Consider the following 24,515-nt stretch of genomic DNA (forward strand, 5'->3'; position numbering starts at 1 on the left):
CTCAGCTGGAGTAGGCAGAGTTCTCATGCACGTACTCGTGCGTGAGGTCGTTGGTCCAGATGGTCGCGGTCTCGCCGCCGGCCTGCAGGTCGATCACCACGGTCACGTCGCGGCCGCTCAGGTCCACCAGATCCCGGGAGTCGCCAACACCGCCGTCGCGGCACACCTGCACACCGTTCATGCTGACGTTCAGCTGGTCCGGTTCGAAGACGGCATCGGTCGTGCCCATCGCGGAGAGCACCCGGCCCCAGTTCGGGTCGTTGCCGAAAATGGCGGTCTTGAACAAGTTGGAGCGGGCCACCGTCCGGCTGACGGTTTCCGCGTCGCGTTCGGAGGCTGCGTTGATCGTGGTGATGGCAATGTCGTGGCTGGCGCCCTCGGCGTCGGTGATCAGCTGCCGGGCCAGGTCAGCGCAGACCCCGGTCAGGGCAGCGGTGAAGTCTTCCAATCCCGGAACCACCCCGGAGGCCCCGGAAGACAGCAGCACCACGGTGTCGTTGGTGGACATGCAACCGTCGGAGTCGGTCCGGTCGAAGGTCACCCGGGTGGCCTCGCGCAGCGCGGACTCAAGCTGCGCCGGCGCCAGCTCGGCATCGGTGGTGATGACCACCAGCATGGTGGCCAGACCCGGGGCCAGCATGCCGGCGCCCTTGGCCATCCCGCCGATGCTGTAGCCGTCGCCGTCGAATAGTGCCTGCTTCGACACAGTGTCGGTAGTCATGATCGCCCCGGCCGCGTCGGCGCCGCCGTCGTCGGACAATGCGGCTGCGGCCGCTTCAACGCCGGGCAGGAGTTTGTCCATTGGCAGCTGCTCGCCGATCAGTCCGGTGGAGCAGACCACGACGTCGCCGGCGGAGATGCCGAGCAGGGCGGCGGTTTTCTCCGCGGTGGCGTGGGTGTTTTGGAAGCCCTCGGCACCGGTGCAGGCATTCGCACCGCCGGAATTGAGCACGACGGCGTCGACCCGGCCGTCGCTGACCACTTGCCGCGACCAGTGCACCGGCGCGGCAGCCACCCGGTTGGAGGTGAAGACCGCTGCGGCCGCCCGCTGTGGTCCGTCGTTGACCACCAGGGCGACGTCCGGCTTCCCGGAGGCTTTCAGGCCGGCGGTGGCGGCGGCGGCGCGGAATCCTTTGGCTGCGGTAACGCTCACGGTGCAATCCCCTGCTGGGTCAGGCCCGCGGTCTCGTCCAGACCGAGGGCAATGTTCATGGACTGGATGGCGCCGCCGGCTGTTCCCTTGGTGAGATTGTCGATGGCGCAGGTGGCCACAACGCGGCCGGCGTGCTCGTCGAAGGCCAACTGCAGGACGGCGTGGTTGCTGCCCTGGACGGACTTGGTGTGCGGCCACTGGCCCTCGGGCAGCACATGCACGAAAGGCTCATCGGCGTAGGCGGACTCCCAGGCAGCCCGCAATTGTCCGATGTCTGTGCCCGGCTTGACCCGCGCGGTGGCCGTGGTCAGGATGCCGCGACTCATCGGCGCCAGGGTCGGGGTGAAGGAGATGCTCACCGATTCGCCGGCAGCCGCCGACAGTCCCTGTTCAATTTCCGGGGTGTGGCGGTGGCCGCCGCCCACGCCGTAGGGGCTCATGCCGCCCATGACCTCCGAGCCGATCAGGTTCACCTTGGCGGATTTGCCCGCACCGGAGGTGCCGGAGGCGGCAACAATCACCACATCTTCCGGCGCCAGCAGACCGGCGGCAAAGCCCGGGGTCAGTGCCAGCAGCGAACTGGTGGGATAGCAGCCCGGGACAGCGATCCGGCGGGCGCCCCGCAGCTTTTCCCGGTGGCCGGGAAGTTCCGGAAGGCCGTAGGGCCAACTGCCGGCATGGGCCGAACCGTAGAACTTCTCCCAGGCAAGCGGGTCGACCAGCCGGTGGTCCGCACCGGCGTCCACCACCAGCGTGTCTTCCGGCAGCGCGGCGGCGATCTCCGCACTGGCACCATGCGGAAGCGCCAGGAACACCACGTCATGCCCGGCCAGATTCTCTACGGTGGTGTCCACCAGGACTCTGTCCGCCAGCGAATGCAGGTGCGGCTGCAGTACGCCCAATCGTGAGCCAGCGTTGCTGTGCGCGGTAATCGCCCCAATCGAGACGTCGGGATGGCCAGCCAGCAGGCGGAGAACCTCGCCGCCCGCGTAACCGCTGGCACCGGACACCGCAACCTTAATCGTCATGAGGTCCAGCATACAGCAAAAGTATTCACGATAGAGGATAATTATGCAGTGGAAGGCGGGGAGGTCGCGACCCTTGAAGCAGGGCAGTGGCGCACGGGCTAGCGCCTACGATGGATGAGAGGCGGCCGGTCTGTGACCAGTTTAGCTGCCGGCAACGACTCCCCCAGAGTGTTAAGGAGACCCCAGATGGCCAAGGCAATCGTGGCTGCCGCTCCCGGCGGGCCGGAAGTTCTACAACTGCAGGATGTCGACATTCCGCAGCCTGGCCCGGGCGAACTGCTGGTGAAGGTGGCCGCAGCCGGTGTGAACTTCATTGACACCTACGAGCGCAGCGGCGTGTACAACGTCCGCTTCCCGTACACCCCCGGCGGCGAGGCTGCGGGCACAGTGGAAGCTGTCGGTGACGGCGTCGAGGAGTTCACGGCTGGAGACCGTGTGGCCTTCGCCGAAGGCACGCGCACGTATGCCCAGTACACGGTGGTGTCCGCAGAGGCCGCGCTTCCGGTGCCCCACGGGGTGGACGACGACGTTGCGGCTGCCATCCCGTTGCAGGGCATGACGGCGCACTACCTGGTCAACTCCAGTTTCAAGGTCCAGCCGGGCCAGACGGTGCTCACCCATGCCGGCGCCGGTGGCGTGGGCTTGATCCTGACGCAGTTGCTCAAGGTTAAGGGAGCCCGGGTAATCACCACGGTCTCCACCCACGAAAAGGAAGAACTGGCCCGCAGCGCCGGCGCGGATGAAGTCTTGCGCTACGACGGCTTTGACCGGCGGGTCCGGGACCTGACCGGCGGCACCGGCGTCGACGTGGTCTACGACGGCGTAGGCAAGGACACCTTCGACGGATCGCTCTCCAGCCTGCGGACCCGCGGCATGCTGGTGCTCTTCGGCGGCGCGTCCGGCCAGGTCCCGCCGTTCGACCTGCAGCGGCTCAACCAGGGCGGCTCGCTCTTCGTCACCCGGCCCAAGCTCAAGGACCATTTGCTCACGCCGCAGGAACGTCGCTGGCGCTCCAGCGAATTGTTCGACGCCGTCTTGTCCGGCCAGTTGACGCTCCGTGTGGGCCGGAAATACCCCTTGGCCGAAGCTGCGCAGGCCCACGAAGACCTGCAGGCCCGCCGCACCACCGGCAAGCTGCTGCTCATTCCGTAGGCCGCTCGACGCGCAGGTCGTGCCGGCCTCTCCCGGCATGGTCCTGCGCGTCCGGCCCCTTCGGATCCGTGCCGCCGGGGGCTGATCAATTGGCTGCCGTGGCTGTTCAGCCTTGGACTACGGCGATGTCCCGGTAGGTGATCTTCGGGTCGGCGGAACCGCCGACGGCCAGTGCCGCGGCAAGTCCCGGCGGGACTGCTGCGCCAGCGTCAGTCAGGGATAGGTCCAGCAGTTGCAGGCCGGGGCGGTCCCCTGCTTCGCCGGGCCAGCTGGACAGCTGTGGTTCGCCGTCCGCGCCGGCGACGCCGATCGTGTCCGGTGCCAGCCGCAGCCCGTGTCCGGTGGACTTCAGCACGGCTTCTTTCCTGGTCCACAGTTGGGCCCTCAGCCGGCGCGGATCGGCAGCCTGTTCTACCAGCGGCCGCTCGGAGGCGGTGAGCATGACGGCGTCGATATTGTCCTCGGGCCGGAACGCGTCATCCCCTGCATCCTCGATGTCCACCCCGAGCAGCACCGGGCGGAAGGACAGCGCGGCCAGCAGCCACTGCCCCGACCGTGCGTAGCTCAGGCGGGCCGCCGCCGGAGCGCCGTCCAGCAGCAGTTGCGGCTGGCCATGCCGGCCATCATTGCCCCGCTGGCAGTTGCGGCAGTCAAACGTCAGCCTCATCCGGTCGGCGTCGACGTTCAGTTCCTGTGCCGCCAGCAGGCGGACGGCTTCGCGGGTGCGCGTGCGGATGCTGGGACGCCGGTCCGGCTCGCCGGCAGCCGCTAACCCGTTCTGCAGCTGCACCAACTGCAGTATCACCTGGGCCTTCATGCGTTCCTTTTCCCTTTCCCCCACGACGGCGGGGCCCACCTGGGTCGGTGGGCCCCGCCGTCGTTATTCACTTCAGTCAGCCGGTCACCGCTGGACGGCGCCGCAGCGGGCGGCGGCCAGTTCCACGGCCTGTGCCCGCGCTGCGGACGCCTCGTCAGCGGTCAGCGTGCGGTCGTCGGCGCGGAACCGCAGCCCGAAGGCCAGCGATTTTTTGCCGGGTTCGATACCGCTGCCGGAGTACACGTCGAACAGCGCGATGTCCTCCAGCAGTTCACCGGCGCCTTCGCGCAGCGCCTCGCGGACCGCTTCGGCCGGAACGGACGAGTCCACCACCAGCGCCACGTCCTGGGTGGAGAGCGGGAAGGTGGACAGCGGCTTGGCCACGATCACGTCCGCGGCAGCCTCGAAGAGAGCCTCGCCGTTCAGTTCCATGGCGGCGGTACGCGCCGGCAGGTCCAGGTCTGCCAGCAGCTTCGGATGCAGCTCGCCGGCGTAGCCGACCACCTCACCGGTGCGCAGCGAGAGCTGGGCGGTGCGGCCAGGGTGGAAGGCCTGGTGTTCGCCCTGCGCGACGACGAGTTCAATGCCGAGGATGTCGCCGACGGTCAGCGCCGCATCCACCGCATCCGACCACTCCCAGGCGCGCGGGGTGAACCCGGCGCCGGGTGCAGCCTCATGTCCGGTCAGGACCGCGCCCACGTGCCACGGCTGGTCAGGGATGCCGGCGTACAGCTCCTCCAGCACTTCCTCCGCGGGCTTGACGCCCAGCGGCGGCAGCACTTCAGATCCGAGCTGGTCGCCGGGCAGGAAGACCAGCCCGCCTTCGTACAACGCCAGATCGCGGAAACCGCGGGAGTGGTTGCGGCGGGCGGTCTCCAGCAGCCCGGGGAGCAGGCTGGTGCGCAGGTAGCCGAATTCGGCAGAGATCGGGTTCGCCAGCTTCAGCGCCGCGACCTCGGACCCGCCCCGGGGTGCGCCGAAGGTGCTGTTCTGCTCCGTGGAGACGAACGGGTAGCTGAGAACCTCGGTCAGGCCCGCGTCGGCCAGCGACTGCAGCACGCGGCGGCGCTGCTGCTGGCCGCGGGTCAGTCCGCGGCCGGGCGGGGCCACCGGCAGGGTGGCCGGAATCCTGTCGTAGCCCACCAGCCGGGCGATCTCTTCGACCAGGTCTTCCTTGATGGCCAGGTCGGGGCGCCAGCTCGGCGCCGTGACGCGCAGGCCGCCGTCGTACTGTTCGAACGACGCTCCGATTCCGGTCAGGGTCGTTTCGATCTGCTCGGTGCTGTATTCCACGCCGATCAGCCGAGAGGCGAAGCCCTCGGGCAGGTCGATCACGACCGGCGACGGACGGGACCCGGTATCCGTAGCGGTGGTGTCGGCGGTGCCGCCGGCGAGTTGCACCAGCAGGTCCACGGCGCGCTGCGCCGCTTCATCGGCCACTTCCCAGTCCACGCCGCGCTCATTGCGCTTGGATGCTTCCGACGGCAGCTTGTGCCGGCGGCGGGTGCGTCCCATGGAGACGTCGTCGAAGTGCGCGGATTCGATGAGCACGTTGGTGGTGCCGTCCCCGACCTCTGTTTCGGCGCCGCCCATCACGCCGGCCAGACCGATGGCCCCGCGGTCATCGGTGATCAGCAGGTCCTCGGTGGAGAGCTTGCGCTCCTTGCCGTCCAGCGTCACCAGGGTCTCCCCCGGGTTCGCCCGGCGGACCACAATGGGCCCCTGAAGCTTGTCCACGTCGTAGAAGTGCAGGGGCTGGCCCAGCTCCAGCATTACGTAGTTGGAGATGTCCACCACCAGCGAGATGGAGCGCATGCCCGCCAGGCGCAGCCGCGAGGCCATCCACTGCGGGGTCGGGCGCGAGGGATCGACGCCCCGCACCGCGCGGGCCACGAACCGGTCGCAGCCGGGCTTGCCGTAGACCGGGGCCTGGTCTTCGAGCCGGACGGGGTAGCCCTCGCCGCTCGCGTCCGCAACCTCGATCTGGGCAGCCGGATCGGTGAAGGAGGTACCGGTGGCGAGCGCGTATTCGCGGGCCACGCCCCGGATGGAGAAGCAGTAGCCGCGGTCGGGGGTCACGTTGATCTCGGCGGCCTCGTCGGTCAGGCCAAGCAGTTCCATCGCGTCGGTGCCGATTTCCGGGTTGAGTCCAAGCCGCGAGAGCACGATGATGCCGTCGTGGTCGTCGCCGATGCCGAGCTCACGGGCTGAAGCGATCATCCCGGCGGAGGTGTGCCCGTAGGTCTTGCGCGGGGTGATCCGGAAGTCTCCGGGCAGGACGGCGCCGGGCAGTGTCACCACGACTTTGTCACCGGCCTCGAAGTTGTGGGCGCCGCAGACAATGCCCTGCACGCCGGACGGGTCGATTCCGTCGCCGGTGAGCGGCTGTGCGGCGCCCTCCGGCACCACGCGGACGTGGCACCAGTTGATGGTCTTGCCGTTGGTCTGCGGTTCCTTGACCACATCGAGGACCTGACCCACCACGATCGGTCCGGAAATCGAGTCGGACGGACGGTGCACGTCCTCTTCTTCAAGGCCGACCTTGACGAGGTCGGCCATGACGTCCTCGGCGGTGGCGTCAACCGGAACCTGCGCGTATTCGCGCAGCCAGGAAAGGGGAATACGCATAGTTCTAGATCTCCATCCCGAAGTGCTGGCTGAAGCGGACGTCGCCTTCGATCATGTCGTGCATGTCCGGGACGTCGTTGCGGAACATGAGGGTGCGTTCAATGCCCATCCCGAAGGCGAAGCCGGAGTAGACCTCCGGGTCGATGCCGGCGGCGCGCAGCACGTTCGGGTTGACCATGCCGCAGCCGCCCCACTCGATCCAGCGCGGCCCGCCCTTGGCTCCGGGGTGCCAGATGTCCATCTCGGCGGAGGGCTCGGTGAACGGGAAGTAGGCCGGACGCAGCCGGATCTTCGCCTCGGCGCCGAACATCTGCCGGGAGAAGTGCTCCAACGTGCCGCGCAGGTCGGCCATGGTCAGGCCCTTGTCCACGGCCAGGCCCTCGAACTGGTGGAACACCGGTGTGTGGGTGGCGTCCAGTTCATCGGTGCGGAAGGTCCGGCCCGGGCACAGCACGTACACGGGAAGGTCGCGTTCCAGCATGGAGCGGACCTGCACCGGAGAGGTGTGGGTGCGCAGGACCAGGTGGGCCTCCGGCGGCTCCACGAAGAACGTGTCCTGCATCTCGCGTGCCGGGTGGTCCGGCTTGAAGTTCAGGGCGTCGAAGTTGAACCACTCGGATTCAACTTCCGGTCCTTCGGCGATCTCCCAGCCCATGCCCACGAAGATGTCGCTGACCCGCTCCTGCAGCGTGGAGAGCGGATGCCGGGCTCCGGCACGACGGCGCCGCGGAGCCGCGGTGACATCCACCGCTTCCTCGACGAGGATCTGCGCCTCCCGCTCGGCTTCCAGCTCCGCGGTGCGGGCAGCGAGCGCCTGGTTGATCCGTCCGCGGGCCGGGCCAATGATCTTGCCGGCGGCGGCTTTGTCTTCTTTGGCCAGCTTGCCGATTTCACGGTTGGCAAGGCTCAGCGGGGACTTCTCGCCGGAATGGGCGAGCCTGGCCGTTTTGAGCTCGTCCAGGTCTGAAGCGGCCTTGAAGGCCATCATCGCCTGCTCGACGGCGGCGGCAACCGCCGCTTCATCGAGCGGGCTCGGCACGAGCTGCTCCTGGGCTGGGGGTGTCACGTCAGACATGTGCTGTTGGGACCTCGGAATAGGTTAAAGGGTTTCTGCCCGCGCACGGGCAACCACACCAGTCTAGTTCACGGGCAGGCTCCGGCTCGAAACATCTACGATGGGCCCATGACGCCGTTTGAAAAGCTGCGTGCCGGGTGGAACCTGGTGAATGGCTCCACGCTGGTCGGGCTGGGCCTGGCCGCGGCGGTGCGCTGCAGCCTGGCCCCCGGCCCCCAGGGCCTGATCCTGGCGCACGGTTATGGGCTTGGGCTGCCGAAGGCAGCCGCGTTCACGGTGGGCAATGTGGTGCTCTTCCACCGGAGTGCGGCCGGCTTGGCCGACAACCCCCAATTGCTAAGCCATGAGTCGCGCCACAGCACGCAATATGCCCTGTGCCTCGGCCTACCGTTCCTGCCGCTCTACGCTGGTGCCGCGCTGTGGTCCGTATGGCGGACCGGCGATCCGGCATCGCGGAACGTTTTCGAACGGAACGCCGGGCTTCGCGCCGGCGGCTACACCGAGCGGGCAGTCCGGCGGGGACCGGGCCGGCGCAGGGCTCCGTCCGCTCCGGTGGCCTGACCCACGGCCCACCCGGCCTGCGGGCGGTCCAGCCTGTACCGGAATGGCCCGTGCCGGCCAGGGTGTACCGGCCCCGGCGTGTGCCGGACCGACGTGGGCCGACCCGGCGTGCCGGACCAGCCTTTATCAATCCAGCGGCACGATGCCGTCACCAACCGCCACGCGTCGGGGTGTGCCCCTTTCGCGCATCCTCCGGCATGGCCATCTCGGCCCGCAGGCCCAAGAGGCGGATCGGCCGGCCCGCTTCCAGTGCAGCCGCGAGGTCCAAGGCCCGCGCGAGGATGTCGTTTCGGTCGAAGGTCTCGGGAATCTTCCGCGCGTGGGTCTTGGTGATGAAGGGCGCATACCGGACCTTAAGGGTGAGCCCGATCACGGGCCGCCCCTCGGCCACGACGTCCTCAAGGACCCGCGCCGTCAGCTCCCGCACGGCGCCTTCAACTTGGGCGGGCTCGGTCAGGTCGCGTTGAAAGGTGGTCTCCCGGCTGTGCCCGCGGGCAACCCACGGAGTGTCGTCCACCACGCTGGTGCCATCCCCACGCCCGAGCTCCGCGTACCAAGGGCCCATCCTGGGGCCGAACTCGGGCACCAAGTCTTGAGGGTCGGTCGCGGCGAGCTCTGCTACCGTATTGATGCCGAGCTTGGCTAGCCGGCCTGACACCTTGGTCCCGACGCCCCACAGGTCCTTGGTAGGCCGAGCGCCCATGACATCGAGCCAATTCCCGGCCGTGAGACGGAAAACGCCGGCCGGCTTACCGAAACCGGTGGCGACCTTGGCTCGGACCAGGGTGTCACCGATGCCCACACTGCAATGCAGCTGGGTCCGTTCCAACACAGCGGCCTGCACCTGCCGGGCATAGGCTTCCGGATTCTCGGTCTCCGTCCCCACAAAAGCTTCATCCCACCCCAGCACCTGGACGGTGGCGCCGGGCTGGGCGCGCAGGGCAGCCATCACGGTTTCAGATACTGCGAGGTAAGTCTCTTGATCGACGGGCAGAATCACCGCGTCCGGCACTTTCCGTGCGGCTATGCGCAAGGGCATTCCGGAACCCACACCGAACGCCCGGGCCTCGTAGGATGCGGTCGATACCACTGCTCGTTCCGTAGGGTCGCCCCGACCGCCGACAATGATCGGCTTGCCCTTGAGCTCCGGGCGCCGGAGCACTTCAACGGCCGCGATGAACTGGTCGAGATCGACATGCAGTACCCACGGGATTCCGCTCACGCCACTAGTCTGCCCTATACCTCCGGCGCCCGACATTGGGTCCCCACCCAGCTTTTCAACCCGCGCGGCAGAGCGGCCAACACCTCACCCCAGAGCTGGGCAGCAATTCGAAGATGTGTTCTAATAAATGAATGCGCTGGGATGGACAGTTAGTCACCGCCGAGTCTCCCGCTGCGTTGCCCGGGCTGGCCAAAACGAGCAACCTTGTACGCAGTGTGCAGACGCCGGAGTTCGCGGGAATCACCTTTCACGAAGTGCTGGCGAAATCCGCCCTCAGCCGGGTGCCCAGCCAGTCTGCGATGCCTTTCGAGTGGACCATCAACCCGTACCGGGGCTGCTCGCATGCCTGCACATACTGCCTGCATCCAGACACGCTGATCCTGATGGCGGACGGCAGGCAAAAGGCGCTCCGCAAGGTAATGGTTGGCGATGAGGTCATGGGGACAGAAGTCCGTGGCAGCTATCGTCGCTATACGAGGACGCATGTGAGGGCTAAATGGCCCACTCGCAAGCACGCCTATCGGCTCACACTGGGAGATGGTACTCAAATTGTGGCCAGCGGCGACCACCGCTTCCTTAGCGATCGCGGCTGGAAATTTGTACAAGGCACGATGTGGGGAGCAGAACAACGGCCCTATCTGACGCCAAATAACAAGCTCATGGGTTTCGGCCTCCACGGACTGGCGCAAGAGGCCTATGGGCCAGAGCACGACGAAGCCTACCGCCGTGGATATCTCACCGGAATGATTCGTGGCGATGCGATGTTATTGCGGCGCACCTATACACGGGCCAGCGGCACGCCGAACAACGTCAGCATGTTCCGTTTAGCGCTCACGGATTCACAGGCATTGGAGCGGACGCGAGGATATCTGGCGAAGGCGGGGATATCGACCACCCAGCGCCCCTTCGGAACGAAAACCGATACCCGGAAACAAATGACGGCGATTCATACCTCCCGTGCGGCCCACTATGATGCCATCCAAGGCCTCATTGAATGGCCCGTTAACCCCAGCGACACATGGAGCGCCGGCTTTCTGGCTGGAGTCTTCGATGCCGAGGGCAGTTGCTCCCGAGGAGTGCTGCGGATCAGCAACTCCAATCAGGAGATACTCAGGCACATCGAAACCGCTATGTCGGCTCTCGGAATCACCTATGTTAGGGAACGAGCCCGCGCAAACGGCGTCGCCAATATCCGCGTAGTCGGAGGACTTCCGATGCGTTCACGCCTTTTTGGCGCCACAGCTCCAGCTATCTCCCGCAAGTTGAAGATCGAGGGGCTGGCGGTGAAATCGAAAGCCGACCTCCGAATCGTCTTGATCGAAGATCTCCGCCAAGAACAAGAAATGTTCGACATCACAACGGGAACGGGCGACTTCATTGCCAATGGAGTCGTCAGCCACAACTGCTTCGCTCGCAAGACCCACAGCTATCTTGGCCTGGACACCGGCTTGGACTTCGACAGCCAGCTGGTAGTGAAAATCAATGCCGGCGAGGTGCTGCGCCGGGAGCTCGCCAAACCATCATGGAAGCACGAACAGGTGGCCATGGGCACGAACACGGATCCTTACCAGCGGGCAGAAGGCCGGTACAAGCTCATGCCCGAGATCATCAGGGCCCTGGCCGATTCCGGAACGCCGTTTTCGATCCTGACCAAGGGGACCTTGCTGGCCCGCGATCTGCCCCTGTTGCATGATGTGGCCAAGGACGTCGAGGTCGGCATGGGCATCTCGCTGGCCATGACCGACGCCGGCTTGGCGCACCGGGTGGAGCCGGGAACACCGACGCCGCGGGCGCGGCTGGACCTGATCGCCAAGCTCAGCGACGCCGGCCTGGAGTGTTCGGTGATGGCGATGCCGATCCTGCCCTGGCTGACGGATTCCGAAGAGGCGCTCGACGACCTGTGTGCCTCGGTAGCTGCCGCCGGTGCCACCAGCATGACGGCTGGCGCGCTGCACCTTCGTCCCGGTGCGCGAGAGTGGTACATGCAGTGGCTGGCCAAGGAATATCCGCAGCTGGTCGACAGCTACCGCCGCCTCTACAACGGCGGAACCTACGCCTCCAAGGATTACCGGCGCTGGCTGGCCGCACGGGTGGGCGCGGCCAAACGCCGGCACGGTTTGCAGAGCGGAGCCCGGCTGCGCGACATCAACACGCAGCAGCCAGACACTGCTCGCGGACGGCCGATGGGAGGACCGAAGGCCGCCGCACTGCCTGAGGTTGGGCAGGCGACGCTGTTCTGACCGCGCGGCGTCGGGCTCGAACCGGTTGGACGTGCCTGGGTGTCAGGAGGGGTGGCCAATCGCCGCGGCCGCCTTGAGGACAGCGGCAACGATCGGGAAGTCGGCCGGAATCCAGGGCAATGACGTGGCTTCGCCCTCGTCCAGCCGGACCCAGCGCAGTTCGTCATGGTCTTCAAGCGGCTCCGGCCGCCCGTCCGTAATGTACGCACACCACACCCGCATGGCCGCCGTTTCGTTGAGCGGCCAGCCCTGCTCGTGCGGACCGGCTACCTCCGCGCCAAGCTCAATCCCCACCCCAAGCTCCTCGCGGATTTCGCGCCGGAGGGCGTCCTCGCAGCTCTCCCCCGGCTCCACCTTGCCGCCGGGAAACTCCCACAGGCCGGCCAAGGCCTCGGGTGCTGTGCGGCGCGCAGCAAGCAGGGTGCGCGGCGCTTCACGGGCATCGAGGATGGCCGCGCCAACGATTTGTTTCAGACTCTGTTGCACGCCGCTCAGTCTACGGGGAGGTTTGGCTCCTGACTTTTGCTCAGGAGCAGGATTATGTCGCTCACCACAGGCCCGGCGATCCCGGAATGCGACGCTGCGCTGAGGTGTTGCCATACTGTAATTGCCGGAGCGTGCTCCCCAGGGCCCACCGCTTCCGCCGCACTGGCGCGGCCACTTCTTTCCTCTGCATCCCCTGCCGCCAAACGAAAGCCACCAGATGAGCCACCCTGTCCCCGCCACCACACGGACGCCCACTGCCAAACGCCGGACGGTGTGGGCCATCGTTGCACTGGCTATGGGCGGGTTCGCCATTGGAACCACGGAATTCGCCATTATGGGGCTGCTGCAGAACGTGGCGGAAGGCTTGAACATCAGTATCCCGGAGAGCGGGCACCTGATCTCCGCTTATGCGTTGGGCGTGGTGATCGGAGCCCCGCTGCTGGCGGCGCTCGGAGCCAAACTGCCGCACAAGTACATGGTGCTGGGGCTGATGGTCCTGTTCACGCTGGGGAATCTTTCGTCGGTGCTGGCTCCCGACTATGCCACCATGCTGGTGACCCGATTCATTTCCGGCCTGCCGCACGGCGCCTACTTTGGCGTGGCCGCCGTCCTGGCAGCCTCGCTGGTATCGCCTGGCCGCCGGGCACAGGCCGTTGCCATGGTGATGCTGGGGCTGTCAGTGGCCAACGTGGTTGGCGTCCCGCTCGTCACGTGGCTGGGCCAGCAGTACGGCTGGCGGCTGATGTTTGTGGCCGTCGGCGCGGTCGGGGCGGTCACTGTGCTGATGATCCAACGCCTTGTCCCCTTCAGCCCGGCGCATGAAGAAGCCGGCGTCCGCCGCGAACTCCGCGCGCTGAAACGGATCCAGGTCTGGCTGGCGCTCCTCGTTGGCGTGGTTGGTTTCGGCGGGTTCTTTGCCGTGTATTCCTACATCAGCCCCACCATGACGGAGGTGACCGGGCTGGCCCCCGCCGCCCTGCCCTTGATCGTCGGCCTCTACGGCCTGGGCATGGTCGTTGGCACCTTCATCGGCGGACGGCTGGCGGACCGGTCCGTGATGGGCACCATCTATCAGGTCATGACGGCCATCATCGTCGTCCTGGTGCTTTTCTGGGCAGCTTCCTCGGTGGCGATGCTGGCCATCCCGCTGGTCTTCCTCCTCGGCGTCGCCGGATCCAGCCTGATCCCCGCCCTGCAGACCCGGCTGATGGACGCGTCGCCGGATGCCCAGACCCTTGCGGCATCGCTCAACCATTCGGCCCTGAACATGGCCAACGCGCTGGGCGCGTTCCTGGGCGGTGTGGTGATCTCCTGGGGCTGGGGCTTCGCTGCACCGGCGCTGGTTGGTGCCGGCCTGGCCGCCCTGGGACTGGGCATCGCCGGGATCAGCGGCGCCGTCGAGAAGCGGCCCAACCCGGCATCGCCGCAGGCGGCACCAGCACAGGCCCCGGGATCAGCCATGTCCGCATCGGGGCGCACCGGCCAGGATTAGGCCGGGCCCGCTGGGCGGCCAACGGATTCCGAACGGAAGATGTCCGGTTCCAAATAGATGAGGGTGGCAATCGGCACCGCGTCGCGGATGCGCCGTTCTGCACCGTCGATCAACCGCGCGATCTCCTGGCCCGAGTCACTCCGTCCCACGCTGATCTTGGCTGCGACCAGGAGTTCCTCCGGCCCCAGGTGCATGGTCTTCAGGTGAATAACTCGGGTCTCATCGTCGGCGGCGATGGCTTGCTCGATCAGCAGCAGGTGCTCCCGCGAGGCTGATTCGCCCAGCAGCAACGACTTGGTCTCAATGGCAAGCACGGCAGCGATGGCCACCAGCAGCAGACCGATCATGGCCGTGCCGGCGGCGTCCCACAGCCCGTTGCCGGTCAGCAGGGTGAGGCTGACACCAAACAACGCGAACACCAGGCCCAGGAGGGCAGCAAAGTCCTCAAGCAGGATTACGGGCAGTTCCGGCGCCTTCGAGCGGCGGATAAAGTCCACCCAGCCGGTGGTGCCGCGCATTGGGTTGGACTCCCTGACGGCGGTCCGCAGCGAGAAGGATTCGGCGATGATCGCGCCGGCCAGTACAGCCAAGGGGACCCACCACCAGAAGCCTTCGATGGGGTGCGGGTCTTGCCACTTGTGGTAAGCCTCGTACAACGCGAACAGTCCACCGACGCTGAACAGCACGATCGAGACGATGAACGCGTAGATGTACCGGTCCCGGCCGTAACCGAACGGGTGGCTGGGGCTCGCCTGCCGTGCGGCTCGTTTGCCGCCCACCAAGAGCAGGACCTGGTTGCCGGAATCGGCCACCGAGTGGATGGCTTCTGCCAGCATCGACGACGATAGGGTCAGGAGATATGCGACGAACTTCAGCGCGGCAATGGTCAGGTTGGCGGCTAACGCCGCGACGACAGCCTTGGTCCCTCCGCTTCCAGCCATCCTGCGCCTCCCGGTTCAACCCGACCTCCGCAATGATGCGGCTTCGGTTCTTACCGTACCTTCGGCCCGGGCCGATCGGCAGGGGCTAGACCGGCTGGCCACCCCGCCGCTGGGATCTGGCCGAGGCATACAAGCAGACCGTGGCGGCCGTACCGACGTTGAGGCTCTCGGCTTGGCCGTAGACCGGCACCGCCACCCGGTGGGCCGCCGAGGCGAGCTCCTCCGATGAGAGCCCCTGGGCCTCGTTCCCAAAGAGCCAGGCGGTCGGCGCCGCCAGATCGGGAAGTCCTCCGCCGTCGTCGGAAGCGGAACCGCTCCCCAGCCGCCGAAGCGCACTGCGGTCCTGCAAATCGTCCAAATCGATCGTGCCGTAGCCGTCGGCAGCGAGCATGGTCAGCCCGGCCGCCCGCAGGGCGGCAGCCAACTCATCAAAATCATGTCCCGTGACCACCGGCAGGTGGAAAAGCGATCCAGCGGTGGAACGCACGGCCTTGGGGTTGTAGATATCCACGCTGGAGCTGGTCAGTATGACGGCGTCCGCGCCGGCCGAGTCGGCTGCCCGCAAAATGGTGCCGGCATTGCCGGGATCCTGCACCCGGACCATGATGGCCAGCAGCAGCGGTTTGGCCTGCAGCACTTCATTCAGCGGCCGGTCCAGGTAGTGGCAGACTGCCACGATTCCCTGCGGGTTGACAGTGTCGGCCATGGCCGCGAGCACGGCGTCGGTGGCCAGCCGCAGCGGCACACCGTCGGCCAGGTCCGCCAGTTCAGGCAACCGGTCCAGGCAGGCGTCGGTGGCAAAGACCTCGGCCACGATCCCGTCGCCCCCGGAGTCGATGTTCGCGCGGTGGGCGGACAAGGCCTCGCGGACAGCCTGCGGGCCTTCGGCGAGGAACTGCCGGCGCTTTAAGCGCACCGAGCGCCCGGCAAGCTTGGCCACATCCTTCACCCGATCGGCTCGGGGGTTGGACATGATCGTAGCTTGCGGGCGCCCGGTAATGCTCATACAGCGACTATAACGTCGCCGTATGGCGGTTCCTGCATCCGGTGCTTACTCGGCAACCTTCTGGCGGGCTTCGCCGCCGGCGGGCTCGAAACCGGCAGCCTTGGCGGCCTCGACGGACTCGAACCAGTACACCGGAGTGGTGTTCTCGTACCAGGTGGAACCCGGAACGTGGTACTTCTTGGACTGGTTGCCCTTGATGGTGTAGCCGGCAGGTGCATCCTCGCCGTCAACAGCCTTCACGGCGCCGGCAACTTCGCCGGCTTCAGCGGCCGGAGCGGCCTTGGCCTTGGCAGCCGGCTTGGCAGCGGCGGCCGGGCGCTCGGCGGGAGCCGAGGTGTCGGCGGGCAGCGCATCCTTGGCAATCTTCACCAGAGCAGCGAAGGCGCCGGCGTCGGAGACGGCCAGTTCGGCCAGCATGCGGCGGTCAACCTGAACCTCGGCGGCCTTCAGGCCCTGGATGAGGCGGTTGTAGGTCAGGCCGTTGGCGCGGGAAGCAGCGTTGATGCGCTGGATCCACAGGCGGCGGAAGTCGCCCTTACGCTTGCGGCGGTCGCCGTAGCTGTACACGAACGAGTGCAGCAGCTGTTCCTTGGCCTTGCGGTACAGGCGGGACCGCTGTCCGCGGTATCCGGCAGCCCGGTCCAGGATAACCCGGCGCTTCTTGTGGGCGTTGACCGCCCGCTTCACACGTGCCACGTGCGTACTCCTTTTGATGATTGGTGCCCGGTGGTTCGACCGCCACGATCAGCGGTCGGGGCAAAACTTGCTGGGATGGTACTGACGGCTGACGCCGTGCGGACCGGAGGGGAGAAGTTAGATGCCGAGCATCTTCTTGATGTTGCGCACGTCTGCCGGAGCAACGATCTTGTCACCTGCGAGGCGGCGGGTCAGCGTGGAAGGCTTGTGCTCCAGGTAGTGGCGGCGGTTGGCCTGCTGGCGCTTGAGCTTGCCGCTGCCGGTGAGCTTGAAGCGCTTCTTGGCGCCGCTGTGGGTCTTCTGCTTCGGCATGGCTGCCGTTCTCCTTACGTCTTCCTCAGGCCGTTGCTGACCTTCGGCTCGTGCGGTGCCGCTGCGGGCACCGGCGGTTTACTTGTGTACCGGCACCGGGCACGAGGATGTGCCCGGCGAGATGCCGGATGCTCTCTGGACGGTCTTAGCTCTTGGAGCCGGACCGGCCAGCAGGTTTGGGAGCCGCAGGCCGCGCTGTCGGCTTGGGCCGGGCTGCGGGCTTGGGTGCCGCGGGCTTGGCCTCGGCAGGTGCTGCGGGCTTCGCCGGAGCGGCAGGCTTGGCCTCCGCTGCAGGCTTCGCCTTGGCCGCAGGCTTGGCCTCCGCTGCAGGCTTCGCCTCGGCATCAGCCGCGGGCTTCGCCTTGGGCTGTTCCGCCGGCTTGGCCTCTTCGGGCTGCTCCGTGGCCTGCTCCGTGGCCTGAACGTCCGGTTCGGAAACAGCCGGTGCGGCCGGCTCGGCGGGCGCTTCGGTGGTTTCCTCCGGCTGGCTTGCCATGGCGGCAAGGCCTTCCGGGATCAGGTCGCCCAGGCTCTGGGTGAACGGTTCCTGGTCGGCGGAGGTCTCCACCCGCTGCTTCTTGGCCTCGTTCGCAGCCTTGGCATCCGCCTTCTGCGCGGCGCGCCGGGCTTCTGCCTTGGCTTCGGCCTTGTTCTTGGTCGGGCCGATCACCATGACCATGTTCCTGCCGTCAATCCGCGGAGTCGACTCGATGACGCCGACTTCGGCGACGTCCTCGGCAAACTTGTGCAGCAGGCGAATGCCCATTTCCGGGCGCTGTTGCTCACGGCCGCGGAACTGGATCATGGCCTTGACCTTGTCGCCGGCCGCGAGGAACCGAAGCGCATGGCCGCGCTTCGTCTCGTAGTCGTGCTTATCGATCTTCAGCCGGAACCGGATTTCCTTGAGCACAGTGTTCGTCTGGTTCTTGCGCGCCTCGCGGGCCTTGACCGCAGCCTCATACTTGTACTTGCCATAGTCCATAAGCTTGCACACCGGAGGCTTTGCCTGCGGTGCGACCTCAACCAGGTCAAGATCCGATTCCGTGGCCAGGCGGAGGGCGTCCTCAATGCGGACGATGCCGACCTGCTCACCGTTCGGTCCGACTAACCGGACCTCCGGAACGCGGATACGATCGTTGATTCTTGGCTCGCTAATGTGTGGCTCCTGTCACTGATATTTGGCTGCCCATGCAATGAAAGAAGGCCTCCCATTGCAAGCGCAATCGAAGGCCTCGAAGGTAGCGGCAGCCGGAACCGCACAGGTTCCGCGGACTGGGCACGGACTCCTTCCGTGAAAGGAACCGAACACATCCTGCCGACCAAAACCCGGCAGCTCTGGCTAGCCATACCGACGGGTGGGAGAGGTCTCCGCTTGCAGATTGGACCCCGTTTTCACTAAGTGCTTTCAGGCACATAAGTAACCGGATCCAATTGGTCTGTGACAAGCTTACCAGTATGAGCAGCTCAGATAACAATCCGCAGAACGACGGCCACCGACACAGCTTCGCGCCGGATGCCGGTTCTGCTTCTACCCAGGAACAGGAAGTCCTGGGCCAGATGCGCGACATCGCCGAAGTGCCCGCTGTGGAAGTCATCACCACCGCGGCCGTCCACCTGATGAGTGCCGCCGCCGTTAAATGCGGATTGGCCGCCGGCGACGATGCTGAAGAGCTCAAAGATCTGGACGAAGCCCGCAAGCTGATCACGGCGCTGGCTGGCTTTGTGACAGCTGCCGCGCCGGAAATCGGCAGCCAGCATGCCGGCCCGTTACGCGATGGCCTCCGCTCCCTGCAACTGGCCTTCCGCGAGGCGTCCGTGATCCAGGACGAGCCGGGCAAGGGACCGGGTGAGAAGTTCACCGGCCCGGTCAACTAATCTGGCAAGAACTCCACAACAAAAAAGAACGACGCCGGTGCACGCACCGGCGTCGTTCTTGTCTTTACAGCAGGCAGGGCGTGCGGATCCCCCGACCGCTCAGCGGGTGAACTTCAGCTCCAGCGAATCCACGCGCTCGGCAAACTCCTGCCGTGCCTGCAGCCTCTCCTGGATTCGCCCGGCCAAAGCAGCCAACTGCTCGCGGCCCAGACCGTCACGTACCTGCAGCACCAGGCGAAGCTCCGGTCCGTGGCCGCCTCCTGCCACCACCGAACCATCGGCCGTCCGGACCGCGATCCCGGCCCCCGGCTCGACGGATGCTGCCAAGACGGCTTCCTCCGTACTGGTGGCGTCGGCCACCCAGTCCAGCAGCGCCGGATCACGGTAGGAGGGCAGCCATTCCTGTTGCTTGGCCAACGCCCACACGGCCGGCCGCCGGACCACGAAGGTCAGCGCGGCACCCGGGTCGATGACCAACAGTTCCGCGTCTTCGGACACTGCCGCCAACGCCGCCCGCGGCGCGTAAACGGCAACCGGACGGGCCTCGGGATGCCAGGCTTCGAGGGCGGCGGTATTGCTGAACGCGGGGAGCGCACGGCGCCCGTCCGGGGCTTGCAGCGTCACCAAGGCCATGTCCGCCTGCTTATCGGCCGTCAAGCCGCCGCTACCCTCGGCTTCTTCACCGAGGGTGGCGACGATGGGGACGAAGACGCGGGCGTTGGCCAGTGCGGCCACTACTTCCGCTTCCCCGCCGGTGCCGGCGGCCAGCCACTGAAGAGCTGCTTCATAGGCCGGATCGGTGCTGCCGTCGTCGTGATCGAACTGGTGCAGCGGATTTCCTGCGCCACTCAGGTCGCGCCCGGTCCAGCTTTGGCCCGCCGAGTCCCCTGCGCCGCCGGCGCCCGCCAAGGCCGCAGCAATGTGGGCCGGCAGCTCCTTCTTTCCCACGCTGGACCCTCAGCGCCGTCCGGCTACGTCGAGGGCTTCGGGCAGGGTGAACTTGCCCGCGTAGAGGGCCTTGCCGACAATCGCCCCTTCGACTCCGGTCGGAACCAGTTCCCGCAGGGCCCGCAAGTCATCCAGGCTCGAAATGCCGCCGGAGGCCACCACGGGCTTCTCGGTCCGCTCGCACATCTGCCGCAGAAGGTCGATGTTCGGCCCGCGCAGTGTTCCGTCTTTGGTCACGTCGGTCACCACGTACCTGGCGCAACCGGCGTCTTCAAGGCGGGACAGGACCTCCCAGAGGTCGCCACCTTCCTCGGTCCAGCCCCGGGCTGCCAGCGTGGTGCCGCGGACATCAAGACCCACCGCGATGGCGTCGCCGTGCCGGGCGATGGCGCGCGCGGTCCACTCCGGGTTTTCCAGGGCGGCGGTGCCCAGGTTGACGCGGGTTGCACCGAATTCGAGGGCCCGCTCCAGGGATTCGTCGTCCCGAATGCCGCCAGACAGCTCCACCTTGATCTTCAGCTCGTCGGCGACGCGGCGCAGCACTTCCGTGTTGTTGCCACGGCCGAATGCGGCATCGAGATCCACCAGGTGCACCCACTCCGCTCCGTCGTTCTGCCATGCCAGTGCAGCGTCCAGCGGATCTCCGTAACTGGTTTCGCTGCCGGCTTCACCTTGGACCAGCCGGACTGCCTGGCCGTCCGCTACATCGACTGCGGGCAGGAGCTCAAGGATGGGCGTTGGGTTCGTCATTGTGGTTCCGCTTTCTGCGCCGTCAGCTGCGCGGGCTGTAGGTGGTTACTCGGTTGGACCGAGGGTGAGCAGGTAGGCCGCGAGCAGGGACATACCGGCCAAAATCCAGAAAACGATGGCCGACCATTTGGGCAGCCGCTGTTGCCGGAACGAGATGGCTCCGCCGGCCAGCAGGCCGGCCAGGGCCATGAGGAGTAGGCTGCCCACGGCTACCTCAGCGTCTTCAGCCAGTTGCGGAGCAACTCCGCGCCGGCGTCCCCGGACTTCTCCGGGTGGAATTGGGTAGCACTCAGTGGACCGTTCTCAACGGCCGCGATGAAGGGCTCCCCGTGCGTGGACCAGGTGACCCGCGGCGGCGTCATCGCCGGCTGGGTGACATCAAAGTTCCAGTGCTGCACACCATAGGAGTGGACAAAGTAGAACCGTTCGTCTTCAATGCCGGCGAACAACCGGCTGCCTTCCGCGGCGTCAACGGTGTTCCACCCCATGTGCGGCACCACCTCCGCCGGCAGCGCTTCCACGACTCCGGGCCACTCCCCGATCCCCTGGGTGCGTACGCCGTGTTCAACACCTTCTTCGAACATGACCTGCAGGCCCACGCAAATGCCCAGCACCGGGCGGCCGCCGGCTACCCGTCGTCCGATCCAACGCAGCGCATCCACGGACTTCAGCCCTTCCATGACCGTGGCGAAGGCGCCGACACCGGGGACCAACAGCCCGTCCGCGTTGAGCACATCCTCGGAAGCATGGCTGAGCGTGACATTGGCACCGACGTGTTCCAGCGCCCGGACCGCCGAGCGCACGTTCCCGGACCCGTAGTCCAGGACAGTGACTTTGGGCCCAGCCGTCACAGGGCGCCCTTCGTTGAGGGAATGCCCTCGACCCGGGGATCGGGCTCTACGGCCGCGCGCAGCGCCCGGGCGAAAGCCTTGAACTGGGCCTCGACGATGTGGTGCGGGTCGCGGCCGCCAAGCACCCGCATGTGCAGGCAGATCTGGCCATGCAGCGTGATGGCTTCAAATACGTGGCGGGTCAGCGACCCGGTGAAGTGTCCGCCGATCAGGTGGTATTCCTGCCCAGCAGGTTCTCCCGAGTGCACCAGGTAGGGGCGCCCGGAGATGTCGACGACGGCGTGGGCCAGCGCTTCATCCAGCGGTACCGTTGCTTCGCCGAACCGGCGGATCCCGGCTTTGTTGCCCAACGCCTGCTTCAAGCTCTCGCCGATCGTGATCGCCACATCTTCGACGGTGTGGTGGGCGTCAATATGCGTGTCGCCGGTGGCCTTCACGGTCAGATCGATCAGCGAGTGCTTCGCGAGTGCCGTGAGCATGTGGTCGTAGAACGGCACGGTGGTGCTGATCTCGGAACGGCCGGTGCCGTCGAGATCCAGTTCAACCAGCACGGACGACTCACTGGTGGTGCGTTCGAGGCGTGCGGTACGTCCGGTGGTGATATCCACGGTCATGGGAATCCTTTGACGAAATGGTTGACCGGCCCAAGCCGGTTCGCTCTTAACAGTTTAGGAGACTGGGCTCGACATCAGAGCCCTGATGCCTTCGAGGAAGGCTGTGGTCTCGGCCTCAGTGCCCGCGGTCACCCGCAAGTGTCCGGGAATCCCGACGTCGCGGATCAGCACGCCGTCATCCAGGAGCCCCTGCCACACAGCATGCGGATCCTCCAGGCCGCCGAAGAACACGAAGTTAGAATCCGACGGCGCCGGCTTCAACCCCAGTTCGGCCAGTCCCTCGACAATGCGGTCCCGCTGGGTCTTGATGTCCTCAACATTGGCCAGCAACGCGTCTGCATGTTCCAGCGCGGCCAACGCCGTTGCCTGCGTGATGGCGGACAAATGGTACGGCAGCCGGACCAAGCGCAAGGCATCGGCAATCTGTGGTGCGGCGGCGAGGTATCCCACCCGGGCTCCGGCCAGGGCGAAGGCCTTGCTCATGGTGCGGGAAACGATGAGCCGTTCCCGCCCGGGCAGCAGCGTCAGCGCGCTCGGCGTTCCGGCGTGGGCGAATTCGGCATAGGCCTCGTCCACGATCACGATGGCATTGGATGCCTCCCCCGCTTCGTAGGCTGCCTCGACAACATCAAGCCCAAGCGCGGTGCCCGTCGGGTTGTTCGGGGAGCATAAGACGACGACGTTTGCGGCGGTTTTTGCGACCGCAGCGGCAGCCGCCTCCGGAGTGAGCGTAAAGTCTGCCCCCCGCGGCACCGCCACATACTCGGTGTCGGTCCCGCTGGCCAGCAGCGGGTACATGGAGTACGTCGGCGGGAAGCTCAGCAACGTCCGGCCCGGCCCGCCGAAGGCCTGAAGGATTTGCTGCAGCACTTCGTTCGATCCGTTGGCTGCCCAGATGTTCTCGGCAGTGAGGCCATGGCCCAGGTAGCCGGACAACGCCTGCCGAAGCTCGGTAAACTCGCGGTCCGGATACCGGTTCAGCCCAACCGCGGCGGCGCTGACGGACGAAACGATGGCTTGATGCACCGACTCGGGCAGGCCGTGGGTGTTTTCATTGACGTTCAGCAGGATGGGCACCTCCAACTGGGGGGCGCCATACGGCTCCAGGCCCCGGAGATTTTCCCGTAACGGCAGGCGGTTCAGGCGTTCTAGCTGCTCACTCACCGATCCAGCTTAAGCTTCGGTCCGCCCGGGGCAGGAATCGGGCGGACCGAAGCAGCTCATATTACGGTTGGCTCACTTCGCTGAAGGCACGAGAAGCTGCTGACCGGAATGGACGATGTCCCCGTCCAGGCCGTTCAGCTGGGCAATCTCGAAGATGACATCGTGCGGGTTGCGATCAGGCGCGGAATGCACCGCCACATCCCAGAGCGTCTGGCCGCTGCCGACCGTGACGGTCACGGCGGGCCCAGGACCCAAGCCGCCGGCTGCAGCCATTGCCGGTGCAGTGAAGAAGCCGATCAAGGTGAGCGCAGCGGCCGCGGCAAGCATGAGCGGCAGGCCAATCAGCAGCAAGCGGCCCCGGCGAGTGAGCCGGAGGCGGGCATTGGCGTGAAAGTCTGCGGGCTGCGGTGCGAGCTGGGCGGACATGGTGCCACCTTTCCGATTTTCGATCTGTTTCGACTGGTTTCGATCATCGAACCACCGCATTCGAACGTATCTTCGAATGCGTCTTCTACAGTTCTAGCACTGGTGATCGACTATTGTCGAGACTCAGTCGAACAAATGTTTGAAATTCCTCACCGCCTCGCCTAGCGTTGATGGCAGAGGCGGCTATGACATGAAGTGCATCAGCCGCCACTGACAAAACAGTCGAGACAGCAATCCGCGTGCCGGTTGCGCATTAGCCAGGCCGGCGCATGGACCATCATGGGAAGACCGGGGCCGGATATGTCCGAAGAGACCACCACCACTGCCGGAGCACGGCGGCGCGGCCGCCCTGTCAAGGTCGGACGCAGCCTGACCCCGCGGCAGAAAAAGATCCTGGAAACCATCCAGCGCTCCGTGATTGCCCACGGGTATCCCCCGTCGATGCGCGAGATCGGCGATATCGTCGGTCTGGCGAGCTTGTCCAGCGTCACCCACCAGTTGGCTCAACTGGAGAAGATGGGCTACATCCGGCGGGATCCCAAGCGCCCCCGGGCGATGGAGATCCTCACCCCGCTGACGCTCGACAACGGCGGCGTGGAAATCGTGGGCGTCGACGAGCCGCAGCAGTTGCGCAGCTCCAGCGGCGTCGCGGTCTCCGAACTCACCACCTCATCCGATACCGCCATGGTGCCGCTGGTGGGGCGGATCGCCGCCGGCGGGCCGATCCTTGCAGATCAGGCGGTCGAGGACGTCATGCCGCTGCCCCGTCAGTTGGTGGGACACGGCGAGTTGTTCATGCTCAAGGTTTCCGGCGATTCGATGATCGACGCTGCCATTTGCGACGGCGATTGGGTGGTGGTCCGGCAGCAGCACACCGCCGAGAACGGAGATATCGTTGCTGCGCTGCTCGACGACGAGGCAACGGTTAAAACCTTCCGGCAGCGCGACGGGCACACCTGGCTGCTGCCGCAGAACACGCGCTATGAACCGATCTTGGGCGACCACGCCACCATCATGGGCAAGGTTGTCTCCGTGATGCGCGCGCTCTGACCGCTCGGTCACCCATCACCCGGGCCGG

At 66.3% G+C, this 24,515-nt stretch carries 25 protein-coding genes; 6 read left to right on the forward strand and 19 right to left on the reverse strand.

What is annotated here, in order from left to right:
- Position 1 precedes the first annotated feature (1 nt).
- Both argJ and argC read right to left on the reverse strand, forming a co-directional pair.
- Entirely contained in the window at positions 2-1,153 is a 1,152-nt protein-coding gene (argJ, locus tag E4J89_RS00055; RefSeq protein WP_136784070.1) for a bifunctional glutamate N-acetyltransferase/amino-acid acetyltransferase ArgJ, read from the reverse strand.
- Positions 1,150-2,181: an N-acetyl-gamma-glutamyl-phosphate reductase gene (gene argC, locus E4J89_RS00060; RefSeq protein ID WP_136784071.1), complete on the reverse strand. Its 1,032-nt coding sequence runs from the start codon at positions 2,179-2,181 to the stop codon at positions 1,150-1,152. Before argC ends, argJ begins: the two co-directional genes overlap by 4 nt.
- Positions 2,182-2,367: 186 nt before the next feature.
- Here argC and E4J89_RS00065 point away from each other — a divergent pair, with 186 nt between their 5' ends.
- Complete coding sequence (locus E4J89_RS00065) at positions 2,368-3,333, forward strand: quinone oxidoreductase (RefSeq protein WP_136784072.1); 966 nt, start codon at positions 2,368-2,370, stop codon at positions 3,331-3,333.
- A gap of 106 nt (positions 3,334-3,439) precedes the next feature.
- Here E4J89_RS00065 and E4J89_RS00070 read toward each other — a convergent pair whose 3' ends face one another.
- The 3 genes from E4J89_RS00070 to pheS all read right to left on the reverse strand — a co-directional run bounded on the left by E4J89_RS00070 (position 3,440) and on the right by pheS (position 7,853).
- Entirely contained in the window at positions 3,440-4,150 is a 711-nt protein-coding gene (locus E4J89_RS00070; RefSeq protein ID WP_136784073.1) for a 4'-phosphopantetheinyl transferase superfamily protein, read from the reverse strand.
- An 84-nt stretch (positions 4,151-4,234) separates the two neighbouring features.
- Positions 4,235-6,778: a phenylalanine--tRNA ligase subunit beta gene (pheT, locus tag E4J89_RS00075; RefSeq protein WP_136784074.1), complete on the reverse strand. Its 2,544-nt coding sequence runs from the start codon at positions 6,776-6,778 to the stop codon at positions 4,235-4,237.
- A gap of 4 nt (positions 6,779-6,782) precedes the next feature.
- Positions 6,783-7,853: a phenylalanine--tRNA ligase subunit alpha gene (gene pheS / locus E4J89_RS00080; protein ID WP_136784075.1), complete on the reverse strand. Its 1,071-nt coding sequence runs from the start codon at positions 7,851-7,853 to the stop codon at positions 6,783-6,785.
- 108 nt (positions 7,854-7,961) lie between these two features.
- Here pheS and E4J89_RS00085 point away from each other — a divergent pair, with 108 nt between their 5' ends.
- The gene (locus tag E4J89_RS00085) at positions 7,962-8,414 is read left to right on the forward strand and encodes a DUF4157 domain-containing protein (RefSeq protein ID WP_136784076.1); all 453 of its coding nucleotides are present in this window, start codon (positions 7,962-7,964) and stop codon (positions 8,412-8,414) included.
- Positions 8,415-8,562: 148 nt separating this feature from the next.
- Here E4J89_RS00085 and E4J89_RS00090 read toward each other — a convergent pair whose 3' ends face one another.
- Positions 8,563-9,672 (reverse strand): DNA polymerase IV, encoded by a 1,110-nt coding sequence (locus tag E4J89_RS00090; RefSeq protein WP_136784077.1) that lies wholly within the window; start codon positions 9,670-9,672, stop codon positions 8,563-8,565.
- Between the two features lie 95 nt (positions 9,673-9,767).
- Between E4J89_RS00090 and E4J89_RS00095 the strand changes: the two genes are divergently transcribed.
- Positions 9,768-11,876 (forward strand): intein-containing Rv2578c family radical SAM protein, encoded by a 2,109-nt coding sequence (locus tag E4J89_RS00095; protein ID WP_136784078.1) that lies wholly within the window; start codon positions 9,768-9,770, stop codon positions 11,874-11,876.
- A 42-nt stretch (positions 11,877-11,918) separates the two neighbouring features.
- On the opposite strand, the gene E4J89_RS00100 is transcribed toward E4J89_RS00095, so the two are convergent.
- Positions 11,919-12,362, reverse strand: coding sequence for an NUDIX domain-containing protein (locus E4J89_RS00100; protein ID WP_276606320.1), 444 nt, complete (start codon positions 12,360-12,362; stop codon positions 11,919-11,921).
- 217 nt (positions 12,363-12,579) lie between these two features.
- Here E4J89_RS00100 and E4J89_RS00105 point away from each other — a divergent pair, with 217 nt between their 5' ends.
- The gene (locus E4J89_RS00105; protein WP_136784080.1) at positions 12,580-13,854 is read left to right on the forward strand and encodes an MFS transporter; all 1,275 of its coding nucleotides are present in this window, start codon (positions 12,580-12,582) and stop codon (positions 13,852-13,854) included.
- Here the strand turns inward: E4J89_RS00105 and E4J89_RS00110 are convergent.
- The 5 genes from E4J89_RS00110 to infC form a co-directional block, all read right to left on the reverse strand.
- Positions 13,851-14,795 (reverse strand): cation diffusion facilitator family transporter, encoded by a 945-nt coding sequence (locus E4J89_RS00110; protein ID WP_136784081.1) that lies wholly within the window; start codon positions 14,793-14,795, stop codon positions 13,851-13,853. The two genes, E4J89_RS00105 and E4J89_RS00110, sit on opposite strands and share 4 nt — an antisense overlap.
- An 85-nt stretch (positions 14,796-14,880) precedes the next feature.
- Positions 14,881-15,801, reverse strand: a complete 921-nt coding sequence (locus tag E4J89_RS00115; RefSeq protein WP_136784082.1) for an RNA methyltransferase — start codon at positions 15,799-15,801, stop codon at positions 14,881-14,883.
- A 45-nt stretch (positions 15,802-15,846) separates the two neighbouring features.
- Positions 15,847-16,497: a 50S ribosomal protein L20 gene (gene rplT, locus E4J89_RS00120; RefSeq protein WP_136784083.1), complete on the reverse strand. Its 651-nt coding sequence runs from the start codon at positions 16,495-16,497 to the stop codon at positions 15,847-15,849.
- A 117-nt stretch (positions 16,498-16,614) separates the two neighbouring features.
- Positions 16,615-16,809, reverse strand: coding sequence for a 50S ribosomal protein L35 (gene rpmI, locus E4J89_RS00125; RefSeq protein ID WP_127511693.1), 195 nt, complete (start codon positions 16,807-16,809; stop codon positions 16,615-16,617).
- A 145-nt stretch (positions 16,810-16,954) separates the two neighbouring features.
- Positions 16,955-17,965: a translation initiation factor IF-3 gene (gene infC, locus E4J89_RS00130; RefSeq protein ID WP_136784084.1), complete on the reverse strand. Its 1,011-nt coding sequence runs from the start codon at positions 17,963-17,965 to the stop codon at positions 16,955-16,957.
- Between the two features lie 299 nt (positions 17,966-18,264).
- Between infC and E4J89_RS00135 the strand changes: the two genes are divergently transcribed.
- Positions 18,265-18,684 (forward strand): DUF1844 domain-containing protein, encoded by a 420-nt coding sequence (locus tag E4J89_RS00135; protein WP_136784085.1) that lies wholly within the window; start codon positions 18,265-18,267, stop codon positions 18,682-18,684.
- 99 nt (positions 18,685-18,783) lie between these two features.
- Here the strand turns inward: E4J89_RS00135 and E4J89_RS00140 are convergent, their stop codons facing one another.
- The 7 genes from E4J89_RS00140 to E4J89_RS00165 form a co-directional block, all read right to left on the reverse strand.
- A complete protein-coding gene (locus E4J89_RS00140) occupies positions 18,784-19,632 on the reverse strand; it encodes an SseB family protein (RefSeq protein ID WP_136784086.1) in 849 nt (282 codons plus the stop codon).
- A gap of 9 nt (positions 19,633-19,641) precedes the next feature.
- Positions 19,642-20,382, reverse strand: coding sequence for a bifunctional 1-(5-phosphoribosyl)-5-((5-phosphoribosylamino)methylideneamino)imidazole-4-carboxamide isomerase/phosphoribosylanthranilate isomerase PriA (gene priA / locus E4J89_RS00145; RefSeq protein ID WP_136784087.1), 741 nt, complete (start codon positions 20,380-20,382; stop codon positions 19,642-19,644).
- Between the two features lie 45 nt (positions 20,383-20,427).
- Positions 20,428-20,571, reverse strand: a complete 144-nt coding sequence (locus E4J89_RS19315; RefSeq protein ID WP_205754383.1) for a hypothetical protein — start codon at positions 20,569-20,571, stop codon at positions 20,428-20,430.
- Between the two features lie 20 nt (positions 20,572-20,591).
- On the reverse strand, positions 20,592-21,233 hold the full coding sequence (gene hisH / locus E4J89_RS00150) for an imidazole glycerol phosphate synthase subunit HisH (RefSeq protein WP_136784088.1): 642 nt from the start codon (positions 21,231-21,233) through the stop codon (positions 20,592-20,594).
- The gene (hisB, locus tag E4J89_RS00155; protein WP_136784089.1) at positions 21,230-21,847 is read right to left on the reverse strand and encodes an imidazoleglycerol-phosphate dehydratase HisB; all 618 of its coding nucleotides are present in this window, start codon (positions 21,845-21,847) and stop codon (positions 21,230-21,232) included. The genes hisH and hisB overlap by 4 nt, the downstream gene beginning before the upstream one ends.
- Positions 21,848-21,901: 54 nt before the next feature.
- A complete protein-coding gene (locus E4J89_RS00160; protein ID WP_136784090.1) occupies positions 21,902-23,011 on the reverse strand; it encodes a histidinol-phosphate transaminase in 1,110 nt (369 codons plus the stop codon).
- A gap of 72 nt (positions 23,012-23,083) precedes the next feature.
- On the reverse strand, positions 23,084-23,497 hold the full coding sequence (locus E4J89_RS00165; protein ID WP_240691595.1) for a LysM peptidoglycan-binding domain-containing protein: 414 nt from the start codon (positions 23,495-23,497) through the stop codon (positions 23,084-23,086).
- Positions 23,498-23,716: 219 nt separating this feature from the next.
- On the opposite strand from E4J89_RS00165, the gene lexA reads away from it, so the two are divergent.
- On the forward strand, positions 23,717-24,487 hold the full coding sequence (lexA, locus tag E4J89_RS00170) for a transcriptional repressor LexA (RefSeq protein ID WP_346763362.1): 771 nt from the start codon (positions 23,717-23,719) through the stop codon (positions 24,485-24,487).
- Positions 24,488-24,515 lie beyond the last annotated feature (28 nt).

It is taken from the genome of Arthrobacter sp. CAU 1506 (assembly GCF_005047635.1).
Classification (GTDB): Bacteria; Actinomycetota; Actinomycetes; order Actinomycetales; family Micrococcaceae; genus Crystallibacter.

Bases quoted from the DNA above. Each gene is read 5' to 3' on its own strand.
- pheS (WP_136784075.1), bottom strand. From the start codon at position 7,853: ATGTCTGACGTGACACCCCCAGCCCAGGAGCAGCTCGTGCCGAGCCCG.
- E4J89_RS00110 (WP_136784081.1), bottom strand. From the start codon at position 14,795: ATGGCTGGAAGCGGAGGGACCAAGGCTGTCGTCGCGGCGTTAGCCGCC.
- E4J89_RS00090 (WP_136784077.1), bottom strand. From the start codon at position 9,672: ATGTCGGGCGCCGGAGGTATAGGGCAGACTAGTGGCGTGAGCGGAATC.
- hisB (WP_136784089.1), bottom strand. From the start codon at position 21,847: ATGACCGTGGATATCACCACCGGACGTACCGCACGCCTCGAACGCACC.
- E4J89_RS00135 (WP_136784085.1), top strand. From the start codon at position 18,265: ATGAGCAGCTCAGATAACAATCCGCAGAACGACGGCCACCGACACAGC.
- priA (WP_136784087.1), bottom strand. From the start codon at position 20,382: ATGACGAACCCAACGCCCATCCTTGAGCTCCTGCCCGCAGTCGATGTA.
- E4J89_RS00165 (WP_240691595.1), bottom strand. From the start codon at position 23,497: ATGCGGTGGTTCGATGATCGAAACCAGTCGAAACAGATCGAAAATCGG.
- E4J89_RS00095 (WP_136784078.1), top strand. From the start codon at position 9,768: ATGCGCTGGGATGGACAGTTAGTCACCGCCGAGTCTCCCGCTGCGTTG.
- E4J89_RS00105 (WP_136784080.1), top strand. From the start codon at position 12,580: ATGAGCCACCCTGTCCCCGCCACCACACGGACGCCCACTGCCAAACGC.
- E4J89_RS00065 (WP_136784072.1), top strand. From the start codon at position 2,368: ATGGCCAAGGCAATCGTGGCTGCCGCTCCCGGCGGGCCGGAAGTTCTA.
- argC (WP_136784071.1), bottom strand. From the start codon at position 2,181: ATGACGATTAAGGTTGCGGTGTCCGGTGCCAGCGGTTACGCGGGCGGC.
- E4J89_RS19315 (WP_205754383.1), bottom strand. From the start codon at position 20,571: ATGGCCCTGGCCGGCCTGCTGGCCGGCGGAGCCATCTCGTTCCGGCAA.
- E4J89_RS00085 (WP_136784076.1), top strand. From the start codon at position 7,962: ATGACGCCGTTTGAAAAGCTGCGTGCCGGGTGGAACCTGGTGAATGGC.
- pheT (WP_136784074.1), bottom strand. From the start codon at position 6,778: ATGCGTATTCCCCTTTCCTGGCTGCGCGAATACGCGCAGGTTCCGGTT.
- E4J89_RS00115 (WP_136784082.1), bottom strand. From the start codon at position 15,801: ATGAGCATTACCGGGCGCCCGCAAGCTACGATCATGTCCAACCCCCGA.
- E4J89_RS00070 (WP_136784073.1), bottom strand. From the start codon at position 4,150: ATGAAGGCCCAGGTGATACTGCAGTTGGTGCAGCTGCAGAACGGGTTA.
- lexA (WP_346763362.1), top strand. From the start codon at position 23,717: ATGGGAAGACCGGGGCCGGATATGTCCGAAGAGACCACCACCACTGCC.
- rpmI (WP_127511693.1), bottom strand. From the start codon at position 16,809: ATGCCGAAGCAGAAGACCCACAGCGGCGCCAAGAAGCGCTTCAAGCTC.